30 protein-coding genes are annotated in these 14,356 nt (G+C 56.8%); 1 reads left to right on the forward strand and 29 read right to left on the reverse strand.

Annotated features, from left to right (window positions below; genetic code table 11):
- Positions 1-64: 64 nt before the first annotated feature.
- The gene (locus F8J34_RS02340; RefSeq protein ID WP_363315402.1) at positions 65-253 is read left to right on the forward strand and encodes a type II toxin-antitoxin system Phd/YefM family antitoxin; all 189 of its coding nucleotides are present in this window, start codon (positions 65-67) and stop codon (positions 251-253) included.
- Positions 254-315: 62 nt separating this feature from the next.
- Here the strand turns inward: F8J34_RS02340 and rplQ are convergent, their stop codons facing one another.
- The 29 genes from rplQ to rplD form a co-directional block, all read right to left on the reverse strand.
- Positions 316-906, reverse strand: a complete 591-nt coding sequence (rplQ, locus tag F8J34_RS09730; RefSeq protein ID WP_363315400.1) for a 50S ribosomal protein L17 — start codon at positions 904-906, stop codon at positions 316-318.
- Positions 907-922: 16 nt separating this feature from the next.
- The gene (locus F8J34_RS02350; protein WP_297056154.1) at positions 923-1,915 is read right to left on the reverse strand and encodes a DNA-directed RNA polymerase subunit alpha; all 993 of its coding nucleotides are present in this window, start codon (positions 1,913-1,915) and stop codon (positions 923-925) included.
- 20 nt (positions 1,916-1,935) lie between these two features.
- Positions 1,936-2,568, reverse strand: a complete 633-nt coding sequence (gene rpsD, locus F8J34_RS02355; protein ID WP_297056155.1) for a 30S ribosomal protein S4 — start codon at positions 2,566-2,568, stop codon at positions 1,936-1,938.
- A 26-nt stretch (positions 2,569-2,594) separates the two neighbouring features.
- The gene (rpsK, locus tag F8J34_RS02360) at positions 2,595-2,981 is read right to left on the reverse strand and encodes a 30S ribosomal protein S11 (protein WP_297056157.1); all 387 of its coding nucleotides are present in this window, start codon (positions 2,979-2,981) and stop codon (positions 2,595-2,597) included.
- A gap of 14 nt (positions 2,982-2,995) precedes the next feature.
- Entirely contained in the window at positions 2,996-3,370 is a 375-nt protein-coding gene (gene rpsM, locus F8J34_RS02365) for a 30S ribosomal protein S13 (RefSeq protein WP_297056159.1), read from the reverse strand.
- Positions 3,371-3,381: 11 nt separating this feature from the next.
- Positions 3,382-3,495 (reverse strand): 50S ribosomal protein L36, encoded by a 114-nt coding sequence (rpmJ, locus tag F8J34_RS02370; protein WP_068669417.1) that lies wholly within the window; start codon positions 3,493-3,495, stop codon positions 3,382-3,384.
- A gap of 1 nt (position 3,496) precedes the next feature.
- Positions 3,497-3,736, reverse strand: coding sequence for a translation initiation factor IF-1 (infA, locus tag F8J34_RS02375; protein WP_297056164.1), 240 nt, complete (start codon positions 3,734-3,736; stop codon positions 3,497-3,499).
- Positions 3,737-3,745: 9 nt separating this feature from the next.
- A complete protein-coding gene (gene map / locus F8J34_RS02380) occupies positions 3,746-4,528 on the reverse strand; it encodes a type I methionyl aminopeptidase (RefSeq protein WP_297056166.1) in 783 nt (260 codons plus the stop codon).
- On the reverse strand, positions 4,529-5,170 hold the full coding sequence (locus F8J34_RS02385; RefSeq protein ID WP_297056168.1) for an adenylate kinase: 642 nt from the start codon (positions 5,168-5,170) through the stop codon (positions 4,529-4,531).
- 22 nt (positions 5,171-5,192) lie between these two features.
- Positions 5,193-6,506 (reverse strand): preprotein translocase subunit SecY, encoded by a 1,314-nt coding sequence (gene secY, locus F8J34_RS02390; RefSeq protein WP_297056170.1) that lies wholly within the window; start codon positions 6,504-6,506, stop codon positions 5,193-5,195.
- 1 nt (position 6,507) lies between these two features.
- Positions 6,508-6,972: a 50S ribosomal protein L15 gene (gene rplO / locus F8J34_RS02395; protein WP_363315401.1), complete on the reverse strand. Its 465-nt coding sequence runs from the start codon at positions 6,970-6,972 to the stop codon at positions 6,508-6,510.
- A complete protein-coding gene (gene rpmD / locus F8J34_RS02400) occupies positions 6,965-7,153 on the reverse strand; it encodes a 50S ribosomal protein L30 (RefSeq protein WP_297056172.1) in 189 nt (62 codons plus the stop codon). Before rpmD ends, rplO begins: the two co-directional genes overlap by 8 nt.
- A complete protein-coding gene (gene rpsE, locus F8J34_RS02405; protein ID WP_297056174.1) occupies positions 7,137-7,658 on the reverse strand; it encodes a 30S ribosomal protein S5 in 522 nt (173 codons plus the stop codon). The genes rpmD and rpsE overlap by 17 nt, the downstream gene beginning before the upstream one ends.
- Positions 7,659-7,677: 19 nt before the next feature.
- Positions 7,678-8,064: a 50S ribosomal protein L18 gene (gene rplR, locus F8J34_RS02410; RefSeq protein ID WP_297056176.1), complete on the reverse strand. Its 387-nt coding sequence runs from the start codon at positions 8,062-8,064 to the stop codon at positions 7,678-7,680.
- Positions 8,065-8,100: 36 nt separating this feature from the next.
- On the reverse strand, positions 8,101-8,682 hold the full coding sequence (gene rplF / locus F8J34_RS02415) for a 50S ribosomal protein L6 (protein WP_297056178.1): 582 nt from the start codon (positions 8,680-8,682) through the stop codon (positions 8,101-8,103).
- 14 nt (positions 8,683-8,696) lie between these two features.
- On the reverse strand, positions 8,697-9,092 hold the full coding sequence (rpsH, locus tag F8J34_RS02420) for a 30S ribosomal protein S8 (protein WP_297056180.1): 396 nt from the start codon (positions 9,090-9,092) through the stop codon (positions 8,697-8,699).
- A 13-nt stretch (positions 9,093-9,105) separates the two neighbouring features.
- Positions 9,106-9,282: a type Z 30S ribosomal protein S14 gene (locus tag F8J34_RS02425; protein WP_297056182.1), complete on the reverse strand. Its 177-nt coding sequence runs from the start codon at positions 9,280-9,282 to the stop codon at positions 9,106-9,108.
- Between the two features lie 2 nt (positions 9,283-9,284).
- The gene (rplE, locus tag F8J34_RS02430) at positions 9,285-9,824 is read right to left on the reverse strand and encodes a 50S ribosomal protein L5 (RefSeq protein WP_297056184.1); all 540 of its coding nucleotides are present in this window, start codon (positions 9,822-9,824) and stop codon (positions 9,285-9,287) included.
- Between the two features lie 4 nt (positions 9,825-9,828).
- Positions 9,829-10,197 (reverse strand): 50S ribosomal protein L24, encoded by a 369-nt coding sequence (gene rplX, locus F8J34_RS02435; protein WP_297056186.1) that lies wholly within the window; start codon positions 10,195-10,197, stop codon positions 9,829-9,831.
- 15 nt (positions 10,198-10,212) lie between these two features.
- On the reverse strand, positions 10,213-10,581 hold the full coding sequence (gene rplN / locus F8J34_RS02440) for a 50S ribosomal protein L14 (protein WP_297056187.1): 369 nt from the start codon (positions 10,579-10,581) through the stop codon (positions 10,213-10,215).
- Between the two features lie 2 nt (positions 10,582-10,583).
- On the reverse strand, positions 10,584-10,874 hold the full coding sequence (rpsQ, locus tag F8J34_RS02445) for a 30S ribosomal protein S17 (RefSeq protein WP_297056188.1): 291 nt from the start codon (positions 10,872-10,874) through the stop codon (positions 10,584-10,586).
- A gap of 12 nt (positions 10,875-10,886) precedes the next feature.
- A complete protein-coding gene (gene rpmC / locus F8J34_RS02450) occupies positions 10,887-11,084 on the reverse strand; it encodes a 50S ribosomal protein L29 (RefSeq protein WP_297056190.1) in 198 nt (65 codons plus the stop codon).
- Complete coding sequence (gene rplP / locus F8J34_RS02455) at positions 11,081-11,500, reverse strand: 50S ribosomal protein L16 (protein WP_297056192.1); 420 nt, start codon at positions 11,498-11,500, stop codon at positions 11,081-11,083. Before rplP ends, rpmC begins: the two co-directional genes overlap by 4 nt.
- Positions 11,501-11,515: 15 nt before the next feature.
- Positions 11,516-12,181, reverse strand: coding sequence for a 30S ribosomal protein S3 (rpsC, locus tag F8J34_RS02460; protein WP_297056193.1), 666 nt, complete (start codon positions 12,179-12,181; stop codon positions 11,516-11,518).
- Between the two features lie 12 nt (positions 12,182-12,193).
- Complete coding sequence (gene rplV / locus F8J34_RS02465; protein ID WP_297056195.1) at positions 12,194-12,529, reverse strand: 50S ribosomal protein L22; 336 nt, start codon at positions 12,527-12,529, stop codon at positions 12,194-12,196.
- 10 nt (positions 12,530-12,539) lie between these two features.
- Positions 12,540-12,827, reverse strand: a complete 288-nt coding sequence (gene rpsS, locus F8J34_RS02470; protein WP_297056197.1) for a 30S ribosomal protein S19 — start codon at positions 12,825-12,827, stop codon at positions 12,540-12,542.
- A gap of 14 nt (positions 12,828-12,841) precedes the next feature.
- Complete coding sequence (rplB, locus tag F8J34_RS02475) at positions 12,842-13,666, reverse strand: 50S ribosomal protein L2 (RefSeq protein WP_297056199.1); 825 nt, start codon at positions 13,664-13,666, stop codon at positions 12,842-12,844.
- Between the two features lie 8 nt (positions 13,667-13,674).
- Positions 13,675-13,974 carry a 50S ribosomal protein L23 gene (gene rplW, locus F8J34_RS02480; protein WP_297056201.1) on the reverse strand — a complete coding sequence of 100 codons (300 nt, stop codon included), beginning with the start codon at positions 13,972-13,974 and terminating at the stop codon, positions 13,675-13,677.
- Positions 13,971-14,356, reverse strand: a 386-nt coding sequence (gene rplD, locus F8J34_RS02485) for a 50S ribosomal protein L4 (RefSeq protein WP_297056203.1), incomplete at its 5' end; no start/stop codon positions are given. The genes rplW and rplD, both read right to left, overlap by 4 nt.

The following is a 14,356-nucleotide window of genomic DNA, read 5'->3' on the forward strand; positions in this document are numbered from 1 at the left end:
AAATAATAATTTACCGGATTCTTCACAGAAAAGATGCTTACAAATAATTTTTGAGGGAATTGTTATGGCGCCAATTATTTTAGAAAAAAATGGGAAAAAAGAATTTGTTATTCTGAGTTATGAAGAGTTTTTGAAACTCAAGGAAATAGCAGAAGATTATGAAGATTTAAAAGCTTTAAGAGAAGCTAAAGAAGAGGAAAAAGATAAACCTGGATATTCATTGGAAGAAGTAAAGAAAATTTTAAATATCTAACAAATCGCTTCAGCGGACCCGGCTTATGCCGGGCCGCTGAGTTTGGGCGTTAGGAAGAAAACTCAGACTGCCTTGGAAGTTTCAGACCCGGGTGAGACCTTAGCTTGATCCTCGCTTGAGACTTCCCCGGAGGATGCGTCCTCGACTTGAGGGCTCGAGGTCTCCTCTTCCGAAGGAGCCGCCTCGGCTTTTGGCTCCTCAGAAGTTTTCGCCTCTTCCTTCTTCAGAGCCTCGCGAATCTCCTTTTCGGCCTTCCTCTCCGCCTCGATCTTCTTTTTGGAACGCTTATGCTGAAGCTTCTCCTCCACCAATTCCACGATGGCCATCATGGCCGCATCCCCGCGCCGCGGGCCGATCTTCACGATCCGGGTGTAACCCCCGGGACGATCCATGTATTTCTCCCGCAGTTCGCCGAAGAGTTTCCTTACTACTGCCTTGTCCCGGATGAAGGCCAGCGCCCGGCGCCGGGAGGCCAGATCCCCCCGTTTGGCCAGGGTAATCATGCGATCCGCCACCCGACGCAACTCCTTGGCCTTGGCCAGGGTGGTGGTAATACGCCCGTGGCGCAGAAGATCCGTAACCTGATTGCGCATCAGGGAAATTCGATGTTCCCATTTGGTAACCAGCCGACGACTTCTCTTTCGGTGTCTCATAGCCCGCTCCTTTGGCTCATTTTTCCTCCGGAGGTTGCCATTCTATAGGCATCCCGTAGTCCAGCCCCAGTTGTTTGAGACGATCCCGGATCTCCTCAAGGGATTTCTTCCCGAAATTCTTGATTCGAAGCATCTCCGCTTCGGTACGGGTAACCAGATCGCCGATATATTTGATTCCGGCATTAAGCAGACAATTAAGAGAACGGGAGGAAATCTCCAGGGTCTCCACCGGTTGGTTAAGATACTCCTCCAGAACCTTTTTCTCCTGCTCCTCTTCTCTCGGAACCTCGAGGTCCGCTTTTTCCTCTCCGAAGATGATCAGCTGCTCCCGCAGGATATGAGCCGCCCGGCGAACCGCTTCCTCCGGGTCTATGGTTCCGTCGGTCCAGACCTCCAGCACCAGCCGATCGAATTCACTGCTTTTTCCCACCCGGGTCTGGGTAACGGAAAAGTTGGCCCGAACAATGGGAGAAAATACCGCATCTACCGGAATAATCCCGATCTTCTGTTTCTGACGGTCGTAATCCGCCGGAATGTATCCCCGCCCCATCTCCACCTGAAGTTCCATGGAAAGCACCCCATCTTTGTTCAGGGTGGCGATATGATGCTCGGGATTCACCACCTCGGCCAGGCCTTCGGTATCAATATCCCCGGCCTTGACCTCTCCCTCGCCCCGTTTTTCCAGGCGAAATACATAGGGCCCCTCTCCCTTCAACCGGAACCGCACTCCCTTGAGATTGAGGATGATATCGGTAACATCCTCGATGATTCCGGGCAGATTGGTAAACTCATGGGCCGCTCCCTCGATACGAACCGCGGTAATAGCCGCACCCGGAATGGAGGAAAGCAATATCCGTCGCAAAGCATTCCCTATGGTGGTACCGAATCCCCGCTCAAAAGGCTCGATAATAAACTTTCCGTAGTAAGGTGGACGCGAGTCCCGATGGACTTTTATCTCCTGAGGTCGAATCAAAACTACATTCCCTACCTTTTCTATCAAAGTGTTCATATCTCCACCCCGGTCTCTTTTTAGCGGGAGTAGAACTCCACGATCAGGCTTTCCTGGATGGGCATGGTGATGTCTTCCCTGGTCGGCAAGGCCTTGACCACGCCCCGGAAGTTTTCCGCATCCAGTTCCAGCCACTGCGGGATCCCGCGCCGGGCCACGGCCTCCAGATTTTCCTGAACCTGGGGATTATTCCGATACTTCTCCTTGAGCTCGATCACCTCTCCCGGATCCACCAGATAGGAGGGAATATCCACCGTCTTTCCGTCCACCTTAAACCAGCCGTGGGCCACCATCTGACGGGCCTGGGCCCGCGAGGCTGCAAAACCCAGCCGGTAAACCACATTGTCCAGCCGTCGCTCCAGAAGCTGAAGCAGGTTGTGTCCGGCCTGCCCCTTCATGCGGACGGCCTTCTCGAAGTAGCGACGAAATTGCTTCTCCGAGACCCCGTACATGCGTTTTACCTTCTGCTTCTCCCGCAGCCGGATCCCATAGTCCGAAAGCTTTACCCGCAGCTGGGCCTGCCCGTGCTGCCCCGGAGGATAGCTCCGCCGCTCAAAAGCACACTTGTCGGTATAACAACGTTCCCCTTTCAGGAAGAGCTTCATGCCCTCCCGACGACACAAACGACATCTCGGTCCCGTATATCTGGCCAAGGCTAATACCTCCTCCCTCTAAGTTTTTATACCCGTCGCCTCTTGGGTGGACGACAACCGTCGTGAGGAATGGGGGTTACATCCCGGATAAAGGTAATCTTGAGACCCGCGGCCTGCAGGGCTCTGAGCGCCGCCTCTCGCCCCGGACCAGGCCCCTTGATATAGACCCAGACCTTCTTCATCCCCTGCTCCATGGCCTTCTTGGCCGCCGCCTGGGCCGCAAGCTGCGCCGCATACGGAGTCCCCTTCCGGGTACCCTTGAAGCCCTCTGTTCCACCGCTGGCCCAGGCAATGGTATTGCCCTGCCGGTCGGTAATGGTCACGATGGTATTATTGAAGGTGGCATGAATATGGGCTATACCCTCCGGAACATTCTTTTTGACCTTTTTCTTCCTGCGCCCCTTGCGTGCCATATCTCTTCACTCCTTTACTTTTTCTTGCGCCCCCTGAGGGAGGAAGGCCGCGGACCCTTTCGGGTGCGAGCGTTAGAACGGGTACGCTGCCCTCGCACCGGAAGCCCCATCTTGTGTCTCAGCCCACGATAACAACCGATATCCATGAGCCGCCGGATGTTCTGGGCCACTTCCCGCCGCAGATCCCCTTCTACCTTGTATTCCCTTTCGATAATCTGCCGAATGCGCGTAAGCTCCTCCTCGGTGAGCTCCCGCGTCTTCTTGAACCAGTCCACCCCGGCCTTGGTCAGGATCTTCTGGGCCGAGGTCCGACCGATCCCATAGATGTAGGTAAGGGCAATCTCCACCGGCTTGTTGTCCGGTATCTCTACTCCTGCAACCCGGGCCACCGTCTCACCTCCTAACCCTGACGCTGTTTGTGTCGGGGATTTTCACAGATCACCCGCACCACACCCTTCCGCCGGATGATCCGACACTTCCGACAACGCTTCTTCACCGACGCCGAAACCTTCATCTTACCTGCCTCCTCGATCCTTTTTGGAGCCGCGATAAACGATCCTTCCCCGGGTAAGATCATAAGGAGAAAGCTCCACCACTACCTTATCTCCGGGAAGGATCCGAATATAATGCATGCGCATCTTTCCGGAGATGTGGGCCAGCACCTTGTGCCCGGTCTCCAGTTCCACCCGAAACATGGCGTTGGGAAGCGCCTCCACCACCGTACCCTCTACCTGAATGTGATCTTCTTTAGGCATACCCCTCCCCTAAATCCTGGAAAGGATTTCCGGCCCCCGGGCGGTAATGACCACGGAATGCTCAAAATGGGCCGCCAGACCCCCATCCCGGGTCACCGCCGTCCAGCCGTCCTCCAGGATCTTCACCCCGGGATCTCCGGTAACCACCATAGGCTCAATAGCCAGTACCATCCCGGCCTGGAGCCGGGGCCCCTTTCCCGGTTTGCCGAAGTTGGGCACCTCCGGAGGCTCGTGCAGACTCTGCCCCACTCCATGCCCCACAAAATCCCGTATCACCGCAAAACCGTTTCCTTCCACATGACGCTGAATAGCCGCGGAAATATCTCCAACCCGGTTCCCCACCCGGGCCTTCTCGATCCCCCGATAAAGCGCCTCCTCGGTTACCTTCATCAGCCTCTCGGCCAGCTCGGAAACCCTCCCCACCGCCACGGTAAGCGCCGCATCCCCGATATACCCCTCATACTCCACCCCGAAGTCGTAACTTACAATATCGCCCTCCCGCAGGACCTTGTCCTCCCGGGGCATGCCGTGAATGACCTCCTGGTTTATGGATACACAGAGGGCATAGGGATACCCCCGATACCCCTTAAAGGCCGGACGCCCACCCCGCCGGCGACACAGGGTATCGGCCAGGATCTCCAGATCCCAGGTGGAAACCCCGGGTTTGGACTCCTCCGCCAGCCGCAAAAGCACCTCCATAACAATAACATTGGCCCGCCTGAGAAGTTCTATTTCCCAGGGGGCCTTGAGTTTTATCCTTCTTGAGGCCGAAACCGTCGCTACCCTACGCACTTAACCCAGAATCTTTACTATACGTTCGAAAATTTCGTCTATGCTCCCCGTGCCGTCTATCCGATGGAGCACACCCTTCTTTTCATAATACTCAATAAGGGGAGCCGTGGACTCATGATATACCTTGAGACGATTTCTTACCGTTTCTTCATTATCGTCGGCCCGCTGATAAAGCTCACCCCCGCAGGCATCACACTTGCCCTCTACCTTGGGGGGCTTGAAAATGATATGATACATCATCCCGCAATTCTTGCAAGTCCGCCGCCCGGTAAGCCGTTTGACCAGCTCCTCATCCGGCACCTCAATCGCAATGGCAAAGTCGATCTTCTTCCCCCACTTGGCCAGCATCTCGTCCAGGGCCTCGGCCTGAGGGACCGTGCGCGGAAAACCGTCCAGAATGAACCCTTTCTCGCAGTCCGGCTGTTTAAGCCTCTCTTCCACCATCCCCAGCACTATCTCGTCCGGCACCAGCTGCCCCTTGTCCATATATTCCTTGGCCTTCTTACCCAGCTCCGTGCCCTTGGAAAGATGCTCCCGGAACATATCCCCGGTGGAAATCTGGGGAATACCGTACTTTTCCGCAATACGTTTGGCCTGCGTCCCCTTCCCCGCCCCAGGCGGTCCTAAAAATACGATGTTCATGACCCCCTCCTTACTCTTAAATTTAGCGCCGGCGCCTGAGCCGGCCCTCCTTCACCAGGCTATCATAACGCCTGGTAAGAAGATGTGCCTCCAGCTGTGCCATGGTGTCCATGGCCACACCTACCACAATCAAAAGGGCCGTACCCCCAAAATAAAAGGGAACGTTAAATCTTACAATGAGTACCGTGGGAAGCACACAGATCGCCGCCACATAGATGGCCCCAATCAGGGTGACCCGGTTCAGGACCCGATCCAGAAACTCCTCCGTGGCCCTCCCCGGACGAATACCCGGAATAAAACCACCCCACTTTTTAAGATTATCCGCCACATCCTGGGGATTGAAGATGATGGCGGTATAGAAATAGCAGAAGAAGATGATCAGGATGACATAAAGGATCTCATAAAGCCATTGCCCGGGACGAAGATAATGCGAAAGGCTCTGAAAGAAGGCCAGGGGCATGAAGGTGGAAATCGTCGCCGGAAACATGAGCACCGAGGAGGCAAAGATAGGAGGAATCACCCCGGCGGTGTTCACCTTGATAGGCAGATAGGTGCTCTGCCCCCCCACCACCTGACGCCCCACCATACGCCGGGCATAATGAATGGGGATCCGCCGTTGCGCCATCTCCATAAAACAGGTAAAGGCCAGCACCCCGAACACCAGGGCCAGGATAAAAAGCAAAACCGCCCCGGAAAGTTCACCGGTCTTCACGAAACGGAAGGTGTGGATGATGGCCGAGGGCAACCGGGCCACAATCCCGGCAAAAATCAGCAGGGAGATACCGTTGCCGATCCCGTGCTCGGTAATCTGTTCTCCCAGCCATACCAGAAACATGGAACCCGTGGTCAGGGTAATCATGGTGAGGAGTCGAAACCCCCAGCCCGGAAACATCACCACCGGGTTTCCGTTGGGAGCAGTCATCTTCTCCAGGCCGATGGCAATGCCGAACCCCTGGACCAGACATATAGCCACGGTAAGGTAACGGGTATAATAGGCTATCTTACGACGCCCCTCCGGCCCCTCGCGTTGCATCTCCTTGAGCGAGGGATAAACCACCGTGAGGAGCTCCAGGATAATGGAGGCGCTGATATAGGGCATAATCCCCAGAGCGCACACCGAAAGCCGCCGCAGGGCCCCTCCGGAAAACATGTCTATAAACCCGAAAATGGTCCCCCCGGCCCGGTTGAAAAGGGCCAGAAGGGCCTCGGCATTTATACCCGGAGTGGGGACATGTACCGCAATTCGATAAACCGCCAGCGCCGCCAGCAGAAAGAAAATCCGGCGCCGAAGTTCCGGTATATTGGCTAAACTCTCTACCCCGGAGGTCCTGAGCATCCTAGTCCTCGATAATCTCCACCCTTCCGCCGGCCTTCTCTATCTTCTCTTTAGCACTCTTGGAGACCGCATGCACGCGTACGGTAAGGGCAAAGTCGATCTCCCCGTCCCCGAGAAGTTTCACCCTGACGCCACGCCCCTTCACCAGGCCGACCCGTTTCAGGGCCTCCACATCCACCACCTCCCCGGCGGAAAACCTGCGCGCCAGATCCCGAACATTTACCACCGCGTATTCCACCCGAAAGGGATTCTTGAACCCTCGCTTGGGTAAACGCCGGATGAGCGGCATCTGCCCACCCTCGAACCAGGGAGGCACCCCGCCGCCGCTCCGCGCCCGCTGTCCCTTCTGACCCCGACAGGAGGTCTTCCCGTGTCCGGAACCCGGACCGCGTCCCACCCGTTTCTCCCTATGTTTGGACCCGGCAAAGGGTCTGAGATTGGCCAGCGTAATCAGTTCTTCACTCATCAATCTCCTCCACCCTGACCAGATGTTTCACCTTTTCGATCATCCCCCGGATACAGGGATTATCCGGACGCTCCACCGTATGCCCGATCCTGCGCAAACCCAGACCGGCTATGGTCGCCCGCTGCTTCCTGGACCACCCGTATTTGCTTCGTACCAGCGTAATTCTAAGCTTTCTGCCCATGGCCGATCCTCTCCAGGAGTTGTTCCAGGGTAAAACCGCGTTTCCTGGCCACATATTCCGGGCTCTGAAGACTGGCCAGTGCCTTAAAAGTGGCCTTCACTACATTGTGAGGATTGGTGCTCCCGATACACTTGGTCACCACATCCCGGATCCCGGCCGCATCCATGATGGCTCGGATGGTACTTCCGGCGATCACCCCGGTTCCCGGCCGGCCCGGTTTGAGCAACACCTTGGCCGCCCCGAAATCCACGATAATCTCGTGCGGAATGGTCCCATTAATCACCGGGACCTGGATCATGTTCTTTTTGGCCTTGTCCAGGGCCTTACGAATAGCGTCCGGTACCTCCGGCGCCTTGCCCAGACCATAACCTACCCGGCCCTTACCATCCCCTACCACCACAATGGCCGAAAAACGAAAACGCCTTCCACCCTTGTGTACCTTGGCCACCCGATTGATAAAAATAATCTTCTCGATCAATTCTTCGGTTCCCTTTGCCGTGGCCACCTATCTCCCTCCTGAAAGATTAAAATTCCAGCCCGGCACTGCGGGCTCCCTCCGCCAGCGCCTTAACCCGGCCGTGATACTTAAAACCACCCCGATCGAAGACCACCTTCCGGATCCCGGCCTCCAGCGCCCTGCGCCCGATAAGTTCCCCCACCGCACGCGCTACCGCAGTCTTGCCCCCTTCCTTCTTCAGCTCCTCCCAGCGCTCCCGGATCTCCGGAGACAGAGACGAAGCCGCCACCAGGGTGTGCCCCCTGGTGTCATCGATAATCTGGGCGTAAATGTGCTTGACACTCCGATAGACCGAAAGACGCGGACGCTCCGGAGTCCCGAAAACCTTCTTGCGCACCCGCTTTTTACGCCGAAGCCTCCGCTCCAGCTTTTTTAACCTTTCCCTCCGCAGCATTCCTCTTCCTCCTTCGGGGAGGTCTATTCCCCCCGATTATTTCCCGGCCTTACCGGCCTTACCGGCCTTACGAATGATCTGCTCTCCGGTATAACGTATGCCCTTACCCTTGTAAGGTTCCGGTGGACGCAACCGGCGAATACGTGCCGCCGTCTCCCCCACCAGCTCTTTATCAATACCCTCCAGGGTCACCCGAGCCTGAACCTCCCCGGACCCCTTCTCCACCTTGGCCTGAACCCCCGGAGGAAGCTTGAAGAGGATAGGATGCGAATACCCCAGATGGAATTCGATGGCCTCCCCCTTGAGCTCGGCCCGGTAACCCAGACCTATGATGTCCAGGGATTTGGTAAAGCCCTGGGTCACCCCGATGACCATGTTATTGATCAGGGCCCGGGTAAGCCCCTGAAAGGCCTTGGCCTTGCGCTGCAGCTTCTTGCGCACCTCCTGCGGTTTTACTCGTACCGCCTCCTCCTGGATCTCTATCTCCACCATGGGAGGAAGGGGCTTTTCCAACCTACCCTTGGGGCCCTCCACCACAATGCGACCCTCTTTTATCTCTACCTTAACCCCTTTGGGGATGGGAACCGGTCTTCTTCCGATGCGAGATTCTACCGCCATGACCTCTCACCCCTTTACCACACCTCACAGAGGATCTCTCCGCCCACGCCCCGCCTGCGGGCCTCGTGGTCGGTCATAATCCCCTGCGAGGTGGAGATAATGGCTATACCCAGCCCCCCCATTACCCGGGGAAGCTTCTTTACTCCGGCATAAACCCGGCGACCGGGTTTGCTCACCCTCTTGAGACCGGCAATCACCGGACGCCGCTCCTCGTCATACTTGAGGGTGATCACGATCTTCCCCTGCGGCCCTTCAGCCACAAACTCATAATCCTCGATGTAGCCCTCCTCCTTGAGGATACGAGCGATCTCCCGCTTAAGCCTGGAAGCCGGAATCTCCACCGTCTTGTGCCGCGCCATAAGCGCGTTCCTTATTCTGGCTAGCATGTCCGCAATGGGATCGGTCATCATGGTCACTCACCCCTTACCAACTGGCTTTTCTCACCCCGGGAATCTTCCCCTCCGAGGCCAGACGACGGAAACAGATCCGGCACAACCCGAACCGGCGGATATAGGCCCGCGGTCGCCCGCAAATGGAACACCGGTTCCGATGCCGGACCTTGAATTTGGGTTTCTTGAAAAGCTGAGCTTTGCGCGGCATCTCTACCTCCTAAAGGGTACCCCGAGAAGTTTGAGCAATTCGTAGGCCTCCTCGTCGGTGTCCGCCGAGGTCACAATGGTAATATTCATCCCCTTCACCCTTCCTACCTCGTTGGGATCGAGTTCCGGGAAGATGGTATGATCGTCCAGGCCCAGGGTATAGTTACCCCGGCCATCAAACCCCCGGCGGGGAAGCCCCCGAAAGTCCCTTACCCGCGGAAGGGCCACGTGAATAAGCCGGGCCAGAAAATCGTACATGCGATTCTTACGCAGGGTCACCATCACCCCGATAGGCATCCCGGCCCGAAGCTTGAAAGCGGCTATGGACTTCCGCGCCCGGCATACCTTCGGTTTCTGACCGGTAATAAGGGCCAGTTCCTTAAGGGCCTCGTCGATCAGCTTCGGCTCCTGCACCGCCGCCCCCAGACCCATATTCACACAGATCTTCTCCAGGCGCGGCACCTCAAAAGGATTCTTATACCCGAACTTTTCCTTTAACCGGGGCACCACCGTCTCCTGATAATATTCCTTAAGCCAGGACATGGTCCTACTCCTCAGCCTCTATAATCTCGCCGCATTTCCGACAGACCCGCACCTTGCTTCCGTCCTCCAGAAACTTTCGACCGATCTTGACCCCACGGTTACACTTGGGGCAAAAGACCATCAGATTGGATACATGGATGGGTGCGGGTTTCTCCACGATCCCACCCTCGCTGTAGGGAGTGGGCTTCATGTGCCGCTTGACGATATTCACTCCCTCCACAATGGCCCTCTGCTTCCGCGGGAACACCTGAAGCACCTTGCCCACCTTACCCCTGTCTTTGCCCGCAATCACCACCACCTTGTCACCCTTGCGAATATGACATTTAGCCTCATGCGGTTTCGGAAGCTTTCTTTTGGCTCTCTTGAAAAACATCCCCAACCTCTCCCCTTAAAGAACTTCCGGTGCCAGCGAAATTATCTTCATAAATCCCTTGGCCCGGAGCTCACGCCCCACCGGCCCGAAAATACGGGTCCCGATGGGCTCCCCGTACTGATTGATGAGCACCGCCGCATTCTCCTCAAACCGGATGGTGGTTCCGTCCTTGCGCGGCTGCTCCTTTCGCGTGCGCACCACCACCGCCCGCACCACATCCCCCTCCTTGACCTTGGAGTTGGGCAGGGCCTCCTTTACCGAGGCCACGATTACATCCCCGATGCGGGCATAACGTCTTCCGGAGCCCCCGAGCACCCGGATGCACATGATCTTCTTGGCCCCGGAATTGTCCGCCACATTGAGCATGGTTTCCTGCTGAATCATGGCTAACTAACCTCCCCCGGAGATTCGGCTCCGGCCGCCTCCAGCTTGGGGGCCCGCTCCAGGATCTTCTTCACCCGCCAGCGTTTGTGCCGGGAAAGAGGACGGGTCTCCTCAATCAGGACCCGATCCCCTATCTCGCAGGCATTGTGTTCGTCGTGCGCCATGAATTTCTTCCGGCGCTTTATATACTTCTTGTACAGAGGATGCTGCACCAGACGCTCCACCATCACCACCACGGTTTTATCCATCTTATTACTGACCACCACCCCGATATATTCCTTTCTCTTCCCCATGGCTCGCCCTTCTTAACGGAGATTTAGTTCTTTTTCCCGGATGACCGTAAGCACCCGCGCAATATCCCGCTTCACCTGCCGGATCCGCATGGGATTCTCCAGTTGATGAATGGTCTTCTGAAATCGCAGGTTGAAAAGCTCCTCCCGCAACTCCCGCAATTTCTCCTTGAGCTCCGGTATGGAGAGCTCCCGCAGTTCGCTGGCCTTCATAGCCGGTCCTCCCGGGAAACTATTTTACATTTAAAAGGCAACTTATCCGCCGCCAGCCGGAGCGCCTCCCGCGCCACCTCCTCCGGAACTCCCTCGATCTCGTAAATGATCCGCCCGGGCTTGATCACCGCCACCCAGCCTTCCACCGAACCCTTTCCCTTACCCATTCGGGTTTCGGCCGGCTTCTTGGTGATGGGCTTGTCCGGAAAGACCCGGATCCAGATCTTGGCTCCCTTCCGGGCGCAGCGCACGATGGCCACACGGCCGGCCTCGATCTGCTGGGCCGTAAGCCACCCGCCCTCCAGGGCCTTGAGCCCGAACTCTCCGAACTCCACCGCACATCCCCGGGTGGCCTTGCCCCGTACCCGGCCCTTCTGCATCTTCCGATATTTAACCTTCCTCGGCTGCAAAAGCATGGCTCAAACCCCTCTCTATATAGTCAGGGCCTCTCCGACCCCGCCCTTTTCCGGCAGGACCTCACCCTTAAAGATCCAGACCTTGACCCCGATCACTCCGTATTTGGTAAGGGCCTCGGCAAACCCGTAATCGATATCCGCCCGCAGGGTATGAAGAGGCACCCGGCCCTCACGATACCATTCCTTACGCGCAATCTCCGCTCCTCCGAGTCGCCCCTTGCACTGCACCCGGATCCCCTGGGCCCCGAACCGCAGCGCCAGCGCCACCGCCCGTTTCATGGCCCGCCGAAAACTCACCCGCCGCTCCAGCTGCACGGCAATATTCTCGGCCACCAGCTGAGCCTCAAGCTCCGGCCGCCTGACCTCTACAATATCAATAACTATCTCCTTACCCCCGGTGATCCGGGCCAGCTCCTGCTTCAACTTCTCTATCTCCGCACCCTTTTTCCCGATCACAATTCCGGGACGAGCCGAATGAATAATAATCCGCACCCGGTTGGCCGCCCGTTCGATCTCGATACGCGGAATACCCGCATGTTTCAGGCGACTCTTGATATGCTTACGAATCTCGTAGTCTTCCTTTACCGCTTCAGCAAATTCCTTACCCTTGCCGAACCACCGCGAATCCCAGGTTCGCGTGATCCCGATCCTCAACCCTATGGGATTTACCTTCTGACCCAAGGCCCTCCCTCCTTAAATCTTTTCTTCCACCACAATGGTGATATGACTGGTGCGCTTGAGGATCCGGCTGGCCCTACCCCAGGCCCGCGGCCAGATCCGCTTCCACCGCGGCCCCTCATCCACATAGGCCCGCTTCACATACAATCGATCCGGATCCATATTGTAATTGTGTTCGGCATTGGCAATAGCGCTTTCCAGCACCTTCTTTATAATTCGCGCGGCCTTCTTGGGGGTAAACTCCAGAATCTGAAGCGCCTCCTGTACATCCTTGCCCCGAATAAGATCAATCACCGGCCGCGCCTTGTAAGGCGATATCCTCACATACCTGGCAACCGCTCTGGCCTCCATAGCTTACCCCTTACCTCTTTTTCCCCTTTACCTTGCCCTTGTCTCCAGCATGCCCGCGAAAGGTCCGGGTGGGGGCAAACTCCCCCAGCTTATGCCCCACCATGTTCTCGGTCACATAAACCGGAATAAACTTGTGCCCATTGTGCACGGCAAAAGTAAGCCCCACCATCTCCGGAACAATGGTGGAACGCCGACTCCAGGTCTTGATGACCTTTTTGTCTCCGGTCTCCTTGGCCTTGAGCACCTTCTTCATCAGGTGCTCATCCACAAAAGGCCCTTTCTTCTTGGAACGCGGCATCTCTAATTCACCCCCTAACCTTTCCGACGACGAATTATGAACTTATCCGAGGGCTTCTTACCCCGGGTCTTAAGCCCCTTGGCCAGCTGCCCCCAGGGCGAACAGGGATGACGTCCACCATGGGTGCGCCCCTCTCCACCGCCCATGGGGTGATCCACCGGATTCATGGCCACCCCGCGCACCCGGGGTCTCCTTCCCAGCCAGCGCGAACGCCCGGCCTTACCCAGGACCACATTCTCCCAGTCCAGATTCCCTACCTGTCCGATGGTGGCCCGACAACGTTCGTGCACCATCCGGATCTCACCCGAAGGAAGCCTCAGGTGCACATAGTGTCCATCCTTACCCAGCACCTGGGCAAAGGCCCCGGCGGCCCGGGCCAGCTGCCCGCCCTTGCCCGGCCGAAGCTCCACATTGTGCACCACCGTACCCACCGGAATGTTCTTCAGCGGCATACAGTTCCCTACCTTGACCTCCACATTCTCCCCGCTCATCACCACGTCTCCCACCTTGAGCCCCACCGGAGCCAGAATATACCGCTTCTCCCCGTCAGCGTACTGAAGAAGAGCAATATTGGCCGAACGATTGGGGTCATATTCCAGGGCCACCACCTTGGCCGGAACCCCGTCTTTGTCTCGCTTGAAATCGATGATGCGGTAAAGCCGTTTGTGCCCGCCGCCTCGATGCCGTACGGTAATACGCCCGTAACAGTTCCGACCCCCGGTCTTCTTTAAGGGCTCCACCAGCGATTTCTCCGGATCCTTCTTGGAAAGCTCCGGATCCACCAGATAGGTTTGAAACCTGCGTCCCGGCGAGGTCGGCTTACATTTTTTGATCGGCATGACTCACCTCACACCGTCTCGAAGAATTCTATGCTGTGCCCAGGCGCCAGCTTCACAATGGCCTTCTTGCGGAGCGACCTGCGCCCCTCTCGCGGCCACCGGCCCTTGGGCTTACCCTTCACCCGCATGGTCTGCACCTTTTCCACCTTCACCTTAAAGAGATCCTCCACCGCCTTGCGGATCTCGATCTTGTTGGCCTCGGGATGCACCCAGAAGGTGACCTGATTGTACTTCTCCTTGAGCCACATGGATTTTTCCGTAATCACCGGGGCCAAAATAATCTGTCGCGGATCCTTGGCCACACTCATCGGGCTCTCCTTAACCTTTCCTCGATTTTGGGTAAAGCATCCTGCTTAAGGATGAGATATTCGTGATCCAGTATATCGTAAACATTAAGTCCTTCCACCGCGAGCACCTTCACCTTGGGAAGGTTCCGGGCACTCATCTCCGCCACCAGGTCCCGCTCCGGCACCACCACCAGGGCGTTCTGCGTCCCGAAACGATCAAGAAACTCCAGCATCTTTTTGGTCTTGGGTCTTTCGTCAAGCCCGAAGTCCGTAACCACATATACATTTCCCACCGCCACCCGGTTGGAAAGAGCCATTTTGAGCGCCAGCCGCCGCACCTTCTTGTTAAGCTTGAACGCATAGCTCCGGGGCTTGGGGCCAAAGACCACCCCACCCCCTACCC

Source organism: Thermosulfurimonas sp. (genome assembly GCF_015491435.1).
Taxonomy (GTDB): domain Bacteria; phylum Desulfobacterota; class Thermodesulfobacteria; order Thermodesulfobacteriales; family Thermodesulfobacteriaceae; genus Thermosulfurimonas_A.

What these genes read in the sequence shown, in the direction of transcription:
- F8J34_RS02340 (WP_363315402.1), top strand. Translation starts at nt 65, where the DNA reads ATGGCGCCAATTATTTTAGAAAAAAATGGGAAAAAAGAATTTGTTATT.
- rplQ (WP_363315400.1), bottom strand. Translation starts at nt 906, where the DNA reads ATGAGACACCGAAAGAGAAGTCGTCGGCTGGTTACCAAATGGGAACAT.
- F8J34_RS02350 (WP_297056154.1), bottom strand. Translation starts at nt 1,915, where the DNA reads ATGAACACTTTGATAGAAAAGGTAGGGAATGTAGTTTTGATTCGACCT.
- rpsK (WP_297056157.1), bottom strand. Translation starts at nt 2,981, where the DNA reads ATGGCACGCAAGGGGCGCAGGAAGAAAAAGGTCAAAAAGAATGTTCCG.
- rpmJ (WP_068669417.1), bottom strand. Translation starts at nt 3,495, where the DNA reads ATGAAGGTTTCGGCGTCGGTGAAGAAGCGTTGTCGGAAGTGTCGGATC.
- infA (WP_297056164.1), bottom strand. Translation starts at nt 3,736, where the DNA reads ATGCCTAAAGAAGATCACATTCAGGTAGAGGGTACGGTGGTGGAGGCG.
- F8J34_RS02385 (WP_297056168.1), bottom strand. Translation starts at nt 5,170, where the DNA reads ATGAACATCGTATTTTTAGGACCGCCTGGGGCGGGGAAGGGGACGCAG.
- secY (WP_297056170.1), bottom strand. Translation starts at nt 6,506, where the DNA reads ATGCTCAGGACCTCCGGGGTAGAGAGTTTAGCCAATATACCGGAACTT.
- rplO (WP_363315401.1), bottom strand. Translation starts at nt 6,972, where the DNA reads ATGAGTGAAGAACTGATTACGCTGGCCAATCTCAGACCCTTTGCCGGG.
- rpmD (WP_297056172.1), bottom strand. Translation starts at nt 7,153, where the DNA reads ATGGGCAGAAAGCTTAGAATTACGCTGGTACGAAGCAAATACGGGTGG.
- rplR (WP_297056176.1), bottom strand. Translation starts at nt 8,064, where the DNA reads ATGCTGCGGAGGGAAAGGTTAAAAAAGCTGGAGCGGAGGCTTCGGCGT.
- rplF (WP_297056178.1), bottom strand. Translation starts at nt 8,682, where the DNA reads ATGGCGGTAGAATCTCGCATCGGAAGAAGACCGGTTCCCATCCCCAAA.
- rpsH (WP_297056180.1), bottom strand. Translation starts at nt 9,092, where the DNA reads ATGATGACCGATCCCATTGCGGACATGCTAGCCAGAATAAGGAACGCG.
- F8J34_RS02425 (WP_297056182.1), bottom strand. Translation starts at nt 9,282, where the DNA reads ATGCCGCGCAAAGCTCAGCTTTTCAAGAAACCCAAATTCAAGGTCCGG.
- rplE (WP_297056184.1), bottom strand. Translation starts at nt 9,824, where the DNA reads ATGTCCTGGCTTAAGGAATATTATCAGGAGACGGTGGTGCCCCGGTTA.
- rplX (WP_297056186.1), bottom strand. Translation starts at nt 10,197, where the DNA reads ATGTTTTTCAAGAGAGCCAAAAGAAAGCTTCCGAAACCGCATGAGGCT.
- rplN (WP_297056187.1), bottom strand. Translation starts at nt 10,581, where the DNA reads ATGATTCAGCAGGAAACCATGCTCAATGTGGCGGACAATTCCGGGGCC.
- rpsQ (WP_297056188.1), bottom strand. Translation starts at nt 10,874, where the DNA reads ATGGGGAAGAGAAAGGAATATATCGGGGTGGTGGTCAGTAATAAGATG.
- rpmC (WP_297056190.1), bottom strand. Translation starts at nt 11,084, where the DNA reads ATGAAGGCCAGCGAACTGCGGGAGCTCTCCATACCGGAGCTCAAGGAG.
- rplP (WP_297056192.1), bottom strand. Translation starts at nt 11,500, where the DNA reads ATGCTTTTGCAGCCGAGGAAGGTTAAATATCGGAAGATGCAGAAGGGC.
- rplV (WP_297056195.1), bottom strand. Translation starts at nt 12,529, where the DNA reads ATGGAGGCCAGAGCGGTTGCCAGGTATGTGAGGATATCGCCTTACAAG.
- rpsS (WP_297056197.1), bottom strand. Translation starts at nt 12,827, where the DNA reads ATGCCGCGTTCCAAGAAGAAAGGGCCTTTTGTGGATGAGCACCTGATG.
- rplB (WP_297056199.1), bottom strand. Translation starts at nt 13,666, where the DNA reads ATGCCGATCAAAAAATGTAAGCCGACCTCGCCGGGACGCAGGTTTCAA.
- rplW (WP_297056201.1), bottom strand. Translation starts at nt 13,974, where the DNA reads ATGAGTGTGGCCAAGGATCCGCGACAGATTATTTTGGCCCCGGTGATT.